General features: G+C 70.3%; 11 protein-coding genes. 3 read left to right on the top strand and 8 right to left on the bottom strand.

The window, feature by feature from the left end; all coding sequences use genetic code 11:
* The first annotated feature begins 16 nt into the window (after nucleotides 1-16).
* On the top strand, nucleotides 17-1,090 hold the full coding sequence (locus KXR53_RS22155; protein ID WP_437377445.1) for a LacI family DNA-binding transcriptional regulator: 1,074 nt from the start codon (nucleotides 17-19) through the stop codon (nucleotides 1,088-1,090).
* Between the two features lie 90 nt (nucleotides 1,091-1,180).
* On the opposite strand, the gene KXR53_RS22150 is transcribed toward KXR53_RS22155, so the two are convergent.
* The 5 genes from KXR53_RS22150 to KXR53_RS22130 all read right to left on the bottom strand — a co-directional run bounded on the left by KXR53_RS22150 (nucleotide 1,181) and on the right by KXR53_RS22130 (nucleotide 6,156).
* Nucleotides 1,181-1,309, bottom strand: coding sequence for a hypothetical protein (locus KXR53_RS22150; protein ID WP_437377444.1), 129 nt, complete (start codon nucleotides 1,307-1,309; stop codon nucleotides 1,181-1,183).
* 104 nt (nucleotides 1,310-1,413) lie between these two features.
* Nucleotides 1,414-2,409, bottom strand: coding sequence for a substrate-binding domain-containing protein (locus tag KXR53_RS22145; RefSeq protein WP_437377443.1), 996 nt, complete (start codon nucleotides 2,407-2,409; stop codon nucleotides 1,414-1,416).
* A gap of 24 nt (nucleotides 2,410-2,433) precedes the next feature.
* Nucleotides 2,434-3,408, bottom strand: coding sequence for an ABC transporter permease (locus KXR53_RS22140; protein WP_437377442.1), 975 nt, complete (start codon nucleotides 3,406-3,408; stop codon nucleotides 2,434-2,436).
* Entirely contained in the window at nucleotides 3,405-4,391 is a 987-nt protein-coding gene (locus KXR53_RS22135; protein ID WP_437377441.1) for an ABC transporter permease, read from the bottom strand. Before KXR53_RS22135 ends, KXR53_RS22140 begins: the two co-directional genes overlap by 4 nt.
* A 220-nt stretch (nucleotides 4,392-4,611) precedes the next feature.
* Complete coding sequence (locus tag KXR53_RS22130; RefSeq protein ID WP_437377440.1) at nucleotides 4,612-6,156, bottom strand: sugar ABC transporter ATP-binding protein; 1,545 nt, start codon at nucleotides 6,154-6,156, stop codon at nucleotides 4,612-4,614.
* A gap of 350 nt (nucleotides 6,157-6,506) precedes the next feature.
* Here KXR53_RS22130 and KXR53_RS22125 point away from each other — a divergent pair, with 350 nt between their 5' ends.
* Nucleotides 6,507-7,448: a DMT family transporter gene (locus KXR53_RS22125; protein WP_437377439.1), complete on the top strand. Its 942-nt coding sequence runs from the start codon at nucleotides 6,507-6,509 to the stop codon at nucleotides 7,446-7,448.
* Between the two features lie 77 nt (nucleotides 7,449-7,525).
* Nucleotides 7,526-8,638, top strand: coding sequence for a lipase family protein (locus KXR53_RS22120; protein ID WP_437377438.1), 1,113 nt, complete (start codon nucleotides 7,526-7,528; stop codon nucleotides 8,636-8,638).
* A gap of 68 nt (nucleotides 8,639-8,706) precedes the next feature.
* Here KXR53_RS22120 and KXR53_RS22115 read toward each other — a convergent pair whose 3' ends face one another.
* From KXR53_RS22115 to KXR53_RS22105, 3 genes are all read right to left on the bottom strand, one after another.
* Nucleotides 8,707-9,684: an L-carnitine dehydrogenase gene (locus KXR53_RS22115; RefSeq protein ID WP_437377437.1), complete on the bottom strand. Its 978-nt coding sequence runs from the start codon at nucleotides 9,682-9,684 to the stop codon at nucleotides 8,707-8,709.
* A complete protein-coding gene (locus KXR53_RS22110; RefSeq protein WP_437377436.1) occupies nucleotides 9,674-10,597 on the bottom strand; it encodes a 3-keto-5-aminohexanoate cleavage protein in 924 nt (307 codons plus the stop codon). The genes KXR53_RS22115 and KXR53_RS22110 overlap by 11 nt, the downstream gene beginning before the upstream one ends.
* A gap of 106 nt (nucleotides 10,598-10,703) precedes the next feature.
* On the bottom strand, nucleotides 10,704-11,663 hold the full coding sequence (locus KXR53_RS22105; RefSeq protein ID WP_026869595.1) for a GlxA family transcriptional regulator: 960 nt from the start codon (nucleotides 11,661-11,663) through the stop codon (nucleotides 10,704-10,706).
* Nucleotides 11,664-11,764 lie beyond the last annotated feature (101 nt).

The following is an 11,764-nucleotide window of genomic DNA, read 5'->3' as shown; positions in this document are numbered from 1 at the left end:
AGAATCACGGCAAGCCATGGCCGATCGCTCCAAGACCTCTCCTGTGAACGTTTTCCCGGCCCGCCGGCCGACGATCCGCGACGTGGCGGCGCGGGCCGCCGTCTCGATCGGCACCGTGTCGCGCGTCGCCGGCGGCAGCGCCCGGGTGGCGGAGGCCACGCGGGCGCGCGTGCTGGCGGCGATGGCGGAGACGGGATACCAGCCCAATGCCGCCGCCCGGACCATGCGCACCAGCCGCACCCGCACCATCGGCTTCCTGATCCCGGACATGGCGAACCCGGTGTTCTCGCGCGTCGCCATCGGGGCCGAGCCGGTGCTGTCCGCCGCCGGCTACATGCTGTTCGCCGTCTCCTCCAACCGCTCGCCCGCCCGCGAGATCGCCTTCCTAGAGGCGGCGCAGCAGCGCCAGATGGACGGGCTGATCGTCACCCTGGCGGACGAGACGCATGCGCCGGTGGTCGAGCGCCTCGGCCGGATCGGCGTGCCGCTGGTGATCCTGGACCGCGACGTGCCGGTTGCGGCCGATGTGGTCTACAGCGACCATGCCCGGCCGATCGAGACGCTGGTGCGGCAGATGGCGGCGCAGGGCCATAAGCGGATCGCGCTGATCACGGCGTCGGAGAAGATCCGCCCCGGCCGCGCCCGCGCCGAGGCCTTCCGCAAGGCCGTGGCCGAGGCCGGCCTGCCGGTGGAGGAGCGGCTGATCCGCTCTCGCGCCCAGACCGCGGATTACGGCGCGGCCGAGGCGCATGACCTCTTGACCGGGCCGAAGCCGCCGACCGCACTGATCGCCGGCGGCAACGAGATCTTCCAGGGCGCCCTGCGCGCGATCCGGCTGCTGGGCCTGTCGGTGCCGCGCGACCTGTCGCTGGCCGGGGCGGACGACCGGGTGCTGGCCGAGCTGGTCGATCCGCCGATCACGGTGATCGACCGCGACATGGCCGAGGTCGGCGCCACCGCGGCGCGGATGCTGCTGGAGCGCCTCGCCGGCCTCGACGCCCCGCCGCGCCGGGTGCTGCTGGGCAGCAGCGTGGTGCTGCACGGCTCGATCGGGCGGCCGAAGGGGAAGCAGACGAAGGATGCGCGGTGATGACATCCTCGTCATCGCGAGGCACGTGGGGGCGATCCAGGGGCCGGGACCACTGGATGGCCACGCCCCTTCGGGGCTCGCCATGACGGATCAATATTTTGGGCCGGTGATATGCTGCAGCAGCGCATCGGCGAGGCGGAGCCGGCTTTCTTCGTCGAGGTGCTGCAAGGCATCGCGGCGGGCCGGCTGCCGGTTCCGCAGGCCCTCCCAGACTGTCATGCCCGGGCTTGACCCGGGCATCCAGAGACTGTCGAGACCTTCTGGATTGCCGGGTCAAGCCCGGCAATGACAGAAAAAGGAAGGCGCAGCCGGAGAAAATACCCTCAGAAGTTGAAGTCCCCAATATTGCTCTTGTCGAAGGTGGTCGGCTGGGACTGGGTCAGGATCTGGTTGTTCTCGCCGATCTTGATCGTGCCCAGCTTCGGCACCTCGAAGCTGCTCCCCGGCTTCAGTTCGATCTTGCCGCCCATCACTCCGACCGCGAGATGCGAGGCCAGCCAGCCTTCGTTGTAAGGGCTCCACAGCTGGAAGGCCGTCACCGTACCGTTCTCGATGAAGCGGCGCATCTGGTTCGGGGTGCCGAGGCCGGTGACCTTCACCTTGTCGGCCTTGCCCGCCGTCTCCACCACCTGGGCCGCGGCGGCGACGCCGACCGTGGTCGGCGAGATGATGCCGGCCAGGTTCGGGTAGTTGGCGAGCAACGCCTCGGTCTCGGTCGTGCTCTTCTGCGGGTCATCGTCGCCATAGGCGATGGTGACCAGCTTCATGTCCTTGTACTTGGCGTCGCCCTCCAGCACCTTCTTCATGTCGGCGATCCAGACATTCTGGTCCGGCGCGTCGGTGGTGGCGGACAGGATCGCCACCTCGCCCTTGTAGCCGATCAGCGAGCCCATCAGCTCGACCTGCGCCGCGCCGGTCTGCGAAAAGTCGACCGGCAGGATGGCGGCGTCGCGATGCGCCTCGTTGCCCGGCACGTCGGAATTGACGACCAGGATCTTTACCCCGCGCGACCGGGCGCGGTCGAAGATCTGGTTCAGCGCGTCCGGGCTGTTCGGCGAGATGGCGATGACGTTGACGCCGCGCTGGATCTGGGCGGTGACGAAGGGGATCTGCGAGGTCGCCTCCGGCGTCGCCGGGGCGACCGTGGTGAACTCGCAGCCCAGCTCCTTGCAGCCGTCCTCGAAGCCCTTGATGATGCTGTCGAAATAAGGATTCCCGGTGTTCTTCGGGATATAGACGATCTTGACCGGGTCGGCCGCGAGGGCGGTGCCGGCGAACAGGCCGGCGGCGACCGCGAGGGCGGTGAGAAGCTTGGGCATGGTTTCCTCCTTGTTCAACTCTTGTCAGCGTCTGCGGGCGGCGGTGATGGCGTTCGAGGCGATGATCGACAGGATCAGCAGCAGGCCCAGCACGGTCAGCTGCGCCTCGATCGCGATGTTGGCCACGGTCATGCCGGTCTGGATGATCACCAGCAGCCACAGCGCCAGGAAGGTGCCGGCGATGGTGCCGCGGCCGCCGAAGATCGAGGTGCCGCCGAGCATCACGATCAGCACCATCTGCAGCTCGCCCCCCGCGGCTAGGTCGTAGCGGACGGAGCCGAGGCGCGAGGCCATCATCTGGCCGGCCAGCGCCGAGACCACGCCGGAGGCGACGAACAGCATGGTCTTGATGCGGTCGACCCGGATGCCGGCATGGCGCGCCGCGGTCTCGCTGGTGCCGATCTGGTAGATCTGGCGACCGAACACGGTGCGGCCGAGGAGGAGCCCGAGCAGCAGCGCCAGCACCAGGAAGATCAGCACCGGCACCGGCACGATGCCGATCTCGACGAAGTCGATGCCGACGAACCAGCCCGGGAAGCCGCCGATCGAGCGGTCGCCGGCGAAGATCTGGGCGATGCCGCGATACAGCGTCATGGTGCCGATCGTCACGATGATCGAAGGCAGGCGCAGCCAGGTGACCAGCAGGGCGTTGAAGCCGCCCATCGCCGCCCCGGCCAGAACGCCCAGCGCCATGGCGGCCGGCATCGGCAACCCGGCCTTGGCGGCGAGCGCGAACAGGCAGGTGGACAGCGCCATCATCGCCGCCACCGACAGGTCGATCTCGCCCGACACCACGATCATGGTCAGGACGAGCGCGACGATGCCGAACTCGATCGAATAGGTCGCGCTCTCCAGCACGAAGCCGAGATCGGCGAAGAAGGGCGAGAGCTGCGTGCCGACGACCGCCGCGGCCACCAGCAGCAGGAAGGTCATCGTCTCCGGCCGCAGCAGGGCGCGGCGCCAGGAGAAGGCGGGTCGCTCCATCGGCAGCACCGTCATGCCGGCCCCCGGCGCCAGAGATGGGCGAAGCCGCCTTCGCGCACCGAGCGGTCGATCACCAGCGCCAGGATGATGATGGCGCCGTAGATCGCGTTCTGCCAGAAGCCGGAGATGCCGAGGATCGGCAACGCCACGGTGACCGAGCCGAGCAGCAGCACGCCGAGCGCGGTGCCGGCGACGCTGCCGGTGCCGCCATTGATGCTGACCCCGCCGATGACCACCGCAGCGATCACCGTCAGCTCGAAGCCGACGCCGGTGATGCCGGGGTTCACATAGCCGAAGCGGGAGGCGTAGAGCAGGCCGGCGAGGCCGGCGCAGGCACCGGAAAGGGCGAAGACGGCGAGCGTGACCGGCACCACCCGGATGCCGCGCAGCCGCGCCGCCGGCGGGTTCGAGCCGATGGCGTAGATCTCGCGCCCGAAGCGCAGATGGCGCAGCGCCAGATGGGTGGCGATGGCGACGGCGAAGGCGATCAGCACGATCCAGGGGATCCCGATCGGCGAGGTCTGGGCCATGCGGATCAGTTCCGGCGGGATGTGGTTCGGGTCGACCTGCCGGCCGCCGGACAGGATGAAGATCAGCCCGCGGAACAGGCTCATCGTGCCGAGGGTGACGATGATCGAGGGCAGGCCGAACAGGGTGACGACGAGGCCGTTGACGAGGCCGAGCCCGGCGCCGATCGCGATGGCCAGCAGGAAGCCGAGCCAGATCGGGAAGCCCGGGTCGTCGCGGAAGATCATGCCGACGGCGATGGCGGCGAAGCCGAGGACCGAGCCGATCGACAGGTCGACGTGCCGGGCCAGGATCACCATCATCTGCCCCATCGCCGCGACCAGTATCAGCGGGATGGCCAGGAGGACGATGCGGAAGGTCTCCCAAGTCAGGAAGCGCGGCTCGATCGCGCCGACCACGGCGTAGAACAGCACCAGCATCACCACGATGCCGGCCTCTCGTGCGGCGAGGAGGCGGGTCAGGGCGGTCATCTGGGTGCCCCCTCGCGCCAAAGTCTATCCTCCCCCTCCCCTCGCGGGAGGGGGCAGGGGGAGGGGGTTGCCGATGAAGCCGGCCGGTCCACCCCGGAGGCTCGGAGACGTGCCGTCGCGCGCGAGACCGCTCTTGCGGCGCGAGCCCCCTCCCCCTGCCCCCCTCCCGCAAGGGGAGGGGGAGGTTGAAATGGGCAAGGAAGGGGGCGAGGCATCTGCATCACGCCCCCTCCGCCCGGCGGCGGGGCACGGCGGCTTCCATGATCGCCTCCTGGGTCGCCTCGGCGCGGCTGAACTCGGCGGTCAGCCGGCCCTCCGACATCACCAGGATGCGGTCGCTGAGGGTCAAGAGCTCCGGCAGCTCGGAGGAGATCAGCAGGATCGCCCGCCCGTCCGCCGCCAGCGCGTTGATCATGTCGTAGAACTCCGCCTTCACGCCGATGTCGATGCCGCGGGTCGGCTCGTCGAGGATCAGGATCTCCGGGTCGGTCATCAGCCAGCGCGCCAGGATCGCCTTCTGCTGGTTGCCGCCGGACAGCTCGCCGATCGGCTGGCGCGGCGAGGCCAGGCGGATGCGCAGCCTCTCGATCGCGCCGCGCGCCGCCGCCCGCTCCGCCGCCGTGCTGATCACGCCGCGCCGCGCGATCCGGCCGGGCGCCGCGGCGGTGATGTTCTGGTCGACCGGCAGCGACCGGAAGATGCCGGCGGCCGCCCGGTCCTCCGGCACATAGGCGAGGCCGAGGCCGATCGCCCGGGCCGGGTCGGTGATCGCCACCTCCCGCCCCTTCATCCGGATCCGGCCGCGATCCGCCGGGGCGATGCCGAACAGCGCCCGGGCCACGTCGGTGCGGCCGGCGCCGACCAGCCCGGCCATGCCCAGCACCTCGCCGCGGCGCAGGGTGAAGCCGATATCGGCGAAGCGGCCGGCGTGGCCCAGCCCCTCGACCTCCAGCGCCGTCTCGCCGATCGCCGCCTTCTCCTTGTGCAGGAAGGCCTTGAGCGGCCGGCCGATCATCAGCCGGATGATCTCGCCATCCGGCAGGTCGGCGGCCGGCGCGGTCGCCACCCGCTCGCCGTCGCGGAAGATGGTGACCCGGTCGCACAGCGCCCGCACCTCCTCCAGCCGGTGGCTGATGAAGACCACGGCGCGGCCCTCGTCGCGCAGCCGGCGGACGATGGCGAACAGCGTCTCGACCTCGCGCGGGGTCAGGGGCGCCGTCGGCTCGTCCATCAGGATCAGCCGGCTGTCGGCGGCCAGCGCCCGGGCGATCTCGACCATCTGCTGGTCGGCGATCGACAGGCCGCCGGTCGGCCGCGTCACGTCGATGGCGACGCCGAGATCCTCCATCAGCCGCCGCGCCGCGGCCGCCATGCCGCGCCAGCGCACCCGGGCGAACGGCCCGCCGTCGATGCCGCCGATGAACAGGTTCTCCGCCACCGACAGATGCGGGAAGGAGATCGGCTCCTGATGGATCAAGGTGATGCCCAAGCGCTGCGCCTCGAGCGGCGAGCCGATCTCGACCGGCCGGCCCTGCAGCAGCAGGCGCCCGGCGCTGGGCCGGTGCACGCCGGCGAGGATGCGGGCGAAGGTCGACTTGCCAGCGCCGTTCTCGCCCAGAAGCGCGTGGATCTCGCCGCCGGCCAAAGCGAGGTCGATGCCGCGCAGCACCTCGACCCCGGCGAAGGATTTCGAGATGCCTTCGGCGGCGATCACGGCCGGCGTGCCGGCGGACAGTTCGGACGAGGCGGTTTCCCGGACGCTCACATCCCTCCCCTCGACGCTCTTCGCCCGCGGGAGGTGCCCGCGCCGGCGCCTATTCATCAGACCGTTGCCATGTTTGGACGAATCCGTGTGAACGTCAACATCCGTGCGGCGAAGTCCAATGATAAGACCGGCGGTGCAGGGGCAGATCGCGCCACGCATGATTGTTAAAACGTTTCCACAACCGGCGCCTGATGGCCGCCTGCCGCGCATGCCAGCCCTTCCGGCTTTCGCCACCCGTTTTCCGCCGACAGGCGTATGTCTGACCTCCGGGGCAGGACGGGCAGCCCGCCGCCCCCGAGGGAAACGAAACGACCATGCGACTCTGGCGGCGCGGCGACGATGATGTCCCGATGGCCCCTGTGCCTGCGCCGGCGGCGCCCCCCGCCGCCCTGTCCCCGCTGGCCGCACCCGCGGCCGAGACGCCGCTGCTCGGCGTGCTGTGCTCGCTTCTCGCCAATCTCATGTTCGCGTCCAGCGACGCGCTGGTGAAGGGGCTGACCGCGAGCTATTCGATCTTCCAGATCATCCCGATGCAGGTCGCCTTCGCCTGCATCCCGATCCTGATCATGCTGCAACGCGACGGCGGGCTCGGCCGGATGCGGGCGGCGCATCCGCGGCTGATCGTGCTGCGCGGCCTCTTGGCCGGGATCGGCACGATCTTCGGCTTCTACGCCTTCTCCGCCCTCCCCCTGGCCGATGTCTACGCCATCGCCTTCTGCACGCCGATGGTGGTGACCATCCTGTCGATCCCGATCCTGGGCGAGCAGGTGCGCGCCCATCGCTGGGCCGCCGTGGTGGTCGGCTTCCTGGGCATCCTGGTGATGGTGCGGCCCGGCTTCGAGTCGCTGACGCTGGGGCATCTCTCGGCCCTGTGCTCGGTCTTCACCGGCGCCGGGGTGGTGCTGATCATGCGCAAGATCAGCCGCGACGAGCAGCGCGCCGTGCTGGTGACGGCGGTGATGCTGGGGCTGCTGACCACCAGCCTGCCGGTCGCCTTCTTCGTGTTCAAGCTGCCGAGCTGGTTCGACCTGCTGCGTGTCGGCGTCGCCGGCCTGCTGATGGGATCGGCCCAGTTCCTGGTGGTGCGGGCGCTGTCGCTGGCGCCGGCCAGCACCATCGCGCCGATGCAGTACACCATGATCGTCTGGGCGCTGGCCTATGGCAGCCTGTTCTTCGGCAACGAGATCGACCCCTTTGTCGTGATCGGGGCCTGCATCGTCATCGCCTCCAGCCTCTACATCATGCATCGCGAGCGCGTCCGCGGCCGCACCCTGCGGGCGCATGTGAAATAGCTTTCAGAATATTGCCTGCTTGGTAGAATAATATTCGTCAGATTCTATAATTTTATTACTAATTCGAGGAATTGATCATGCCCACTCCGCTTGCCACGGTGGATGCCGCGAGCATCAGCCTGCTCCAGCTCTGCCAGATCTCCTACCTCGATCCCTCCGCCATCCCCGGCAAGTTCCCGCTGGCCTGGCCGGCGCCGGACGGCGGCAGCTGGTCGCTGGCCTGGGGGCCGGCGCAGGATCCGTCCCAGGCCAATCTCGCCTATGTCGCGGTGCGCAGGACGACGGGACAGACCCTGTCCCTGGCCGTCGTCGTGCGCGGCACCGACTGGGACGTGCCTCTGCTCGGGCTGTGGAACCAGATCGTCCAGGATCTCGACGCCGACAGCCAGCAGGCGCCGCCCTGGACCGCTCCGAGCGGCGCGCTGATCGCCGCCGGCACCGCCGACGCACTGTCCCGGGTCACCGGCATGACCGCGGGCGGGCAGTCCCTGGTCGATTTCCTCGCCGGCTTCTACGGCACCGCCGCCAACCAGCAGGTGCCGCTGCAGGTGACCGGGCACAGCCTGGGCGGCTGCGTCACCACCGTGCTGGCGCCGTGGCTGCAGGCGCAGCTGGGGCAGCGGAACCTGTCCCCCGCGATCGTGCCCACCACCTACGCAGCGCCGACCGCCGGCAACCAGGTCTTCGCCGATGCCTTCCGCAGCGCCTTCCCGACGGCAATCTGCTATCGGAACACGCTCGACATCGTGCCGAAAGCGATGGCCGATCTGGACGAGATCCCGCTGATCTATGCGGATGTCGGCCCGGGACTGCTGGCACCGGTCTATATCGCCACCGCGGTGCTCGGTTATGCGTTCTGGCTGTGGGATTGCGGCGCCACCTACGCCGACATTCCGGACAGCCAGCCGCTACCGGGCACATGGCTGACGCCCGATCCCGACTCCCCGTTGGGCCCATGGCTCGACGAGGTGCTGCAGCAGCACGACACCAAGACCTATATGAAACTGCTCGGCGGCACCTCGGTGACGGAGGGCGAGGCGGTTCGGCTGAGGACACTGGCAACGGCGGTGGCCGCCCGGCCTCTGCCGCGGCAACGCACCCTGTCAGGCGACCCGATCTACGCGGCGCAGCTGAAGGCGGCCTTCGCCAGAGTGCGGCAGACGGCGCAGCCGGCCGACGGCAGCCCTTGACCGTCAGAAAGACGCCCGGCCGGGGGAGGAGCCGGCCGGGCGCAGTCAGGCGAACAGGGGCCGGGGGCTCAAGTCGAGCCCGGCCGCGGGTCGTAGGTCGGGTGGCCGGTGTCGCGGTCGGCGGCCTCCAGCGCCTGCAGGATCCGGATGATGCGCTCGTCGCGCCAGCGCTCGATCCGCTTCACCGGCCAGCCGCCCGCCTGCTCCCGCGTGCCGTCGACCATGCGCTGGAACAGCGTGTCGGTCAGCTTCGGCGCCTCCAGCCTGGTCCAGGGCAGCTCCAGCGCCGGGCCGAACTGCTCCAGCATATGGGCCATGCCGCCCTCGCCGCCGGCGAGGTGGTAGGTCAGGCAGGTGCCCATGAAGGCCCAGCGTATGCCGGCCCCGAAGCAGATCGCCTCGTCGATCTCCTTGGTCGTGGCGATGCCGTCGGCGACCAGGTGCAGCGCCTCGCGCCACAGCGCCTCCAAGAGGCGGTCGGCGATGTAGCCGTCGATCTCGTTGCGGACATGCAGCGGCTTCATGCCGAGCGAGGCGTAGAAGGCCGAGGCCGCCTTGATCGTCTCCGGCGCCGTCTGCTTCCCGCCCACCACCTCGACCAGCGGCAGCAGATAGACCGGGTTGAAGGGGTGGCCGATCACGATCCGCTCCGGATGCCGCGCCCCGTCCTGGATCTCGCTGGGCAGGAGGCCGGAGGAGGAGGAACCGAGGATCACCTCGGCCGGCGCCGCCTCCGCCATCGCGGCGTGCAGCTTGCGCTTCAGCTCGATCCGCTCCGGCGCGCTCTCCTGCACGAAATCGGCCTCGGCGGCCACGGCCTCGGCCGAGCTCAGGAAGCGCAGCCGCTCCGGGTCGGCGCCCGGGGCCAGGCCGATGCGGATCAGCGCCGGCCAGGCATTGGCGACGGCGTCGCGCAGCGCCTGCTCGCCGGTCGGGGCCGGGTCCCAGGCGACGACGTCGAGGCCACAGGCCAGCGCCCGCGCGGCCCAGCCGCTGCCGATGACGCCGCCGCCGACGATGCCGAGGGTGCGGATCTCACGCGGCATGGGCCTGCCCCCTCGCCTTCAGGCCGAGATGGCTGCGCGCCTCGGCCGGGGTCATCACCTTCGACCCCATCGCCTCGATGATGGCGCGCGCCCGTTCGACCAAGCTGCCGTTCGAGGCGTAGACGCCCTTGTCGAGATAGAGGTTGTCCTCGAGCCCGACCCGGACATGGCCGCCCAGCAGCACCGCCTGGGCGACGAAGGGCAGCTGCAGCCGGCCGATGGCGAAGCCGACCCAGACCGCGCCCTCCGGCAGCATGTCGCGCATCGCCAGCATCATCCGCGGGTCGGGCGGCGCACCCCAGGGAATGCCGAGGCAGAGCTGGAACAGCGGCGGCGCGTCGATCAGCCCTTCCTCCACCATCTTCCGCGCGAACCAGAGATTGCCGGTGTCGAAGATCTCGAGCTCGGGCTTCACCCCCAGCTCCTGGATCCGCTTCGCCTGCTTCCGCAGGATGTCGGGGGTGGAGACATAGACCAGCGAGCCGTCGCCGAAGTTCAGCGAGCCGCAGTCGAGGGTGCAGATCTCCGGCAGCAGCTGCTCGACATGCGGCAGCCGGGCGATGCCGCCGACCAGGTCGGTGTCGGGGCCGAACTGGGTCGGGTTGTCCTCGGGGCCGATCACCAGGTCGCCGCCCATGCCGGCGGTCAGGTTGATGACGATGTCGACCCCCGAGGAGCGGATGCGGTCCACCACCTCGCGATAGAGCGCCGGGTCGCGGCTGGGCTTGCCGGTCTCGGGGTTGCGGACATGGATATGGGCGACGGTGGCGCCGGCCTTGGCCGCCTCCAGCGCCGCATCGGCGATCTGCTGCGGCGTCACCGGGATCGCCGGATGCCTGCCCACTGTGTCGCCGGCGCCGGTGACGGCGCAGGTCACGATCACCCGCCGGTTGATGTCAGTCTGCAGGGCCATCGCCCGCCACCTCCCCGTCTCGCCGGCGAACCGGCATCCGGGTCAGGCTACGCCCTGGCGGGCTCCGGAGCCTTGATCGGGAGCGACAGCGGCTTGACGCTTTCCGTTATGTGGCGGAGGCGCGCCGGTCGCGGCTGGGCGGCACGCCGAATTCGCGCCGGTAGCAGCGGCAGAAATGCTCGTAGCTGCCGAAGCCGCAGGCGACCGCCACCTCCAGCAGCGGGTCATCGGAATACTGCACCATCGACCGCGCCCGCTGCAGCCGCAGCGATTGATAGAAGCCCTGGGGGCCCTTGCCGAGATGGCGGGCGAACAGCCGTTCGACCTGGCGCGGCGACATGTCGACGGTGCGGGCCAGGGCGGTGACGGCGATCGGACTGGCCACGTTGCGCTCCATGATCTCGACCATCCGGGCCAGGCGGCTGTCGCGGATGTCGAGCTGCCGCGGCACCGACAGGCGCTGCCGGTCCTCGGCGTGGCGCAGGGTGTTGTAGATGAACTGCTCCGACACCGCGGCGGCCAGCCGGGCGCCGTGGTCCATGCGGATGATCTGCAGCATCAGGTCGAGCGCCGCGGTGCCGCCGGCGCAGGTCAGGCGGCGGCGGTCGGCCTCGAACAGGCAGGCGCGCGCCTCGACCCGCGGGAACTGCTCGGCGAAACCGTCCAGCGCCTCCCAATGCGCGGTGGCGCGGTAGCCGTCGAGCAGCCCGGCGGCGGCGAGCGCGAAGCAGCCGGTGTCGATGCCGCCCAGCACGGCGCCGGCGCGGTCGAGCCGGCGGAACCAGCGGATCAGCGCCGGGGTCACCGCGGCCAGCGGCTCGAAGGCGGCGCAGACGATCAGCATCGGCAGGTCGTCCTGGCTGCCGGCCACGGCGTCGGCCGGCAGCGGCAGGCCGTTCGAGGCCGGCACCGGCAGGCCGTCGGCGGAGAAGATGGTCCAGCGATAGACCTGGCGCCGCGACAGTCGGTTGGCGACGCGCAGCGGCTCCAGCGCCGAGGCGAAGGCCATCATCGAGAATTGCGGCAGCAGCAGGAAGCCGATGCGGCGGGGGGCGTCGGTCGTCATGGTGGGCCCGATCGGAAGCGTCGCCTTTCATCAAGCCGGCGGGCCCGGACGTCAAGCCCGCCCGCAGGCGCCCGCCCTGCCATGCCGGCGACATCGTCCGG

The sequence above is a fragment of the Inquilinus limosus genome (assembly GCF_051487185.1).
Lineage (GTDB): Bacteria > Pseudomonadota > Alphaproteobacteria > DSM-16000 > Inquilinaceae > Inquilinus > Inquilinus limosus_F.
The sequence above is the reverse complement of the archived record's forward strand: the minus strand, read 5'-3'. Positions and strand labels throughout refer to the sequence as shown.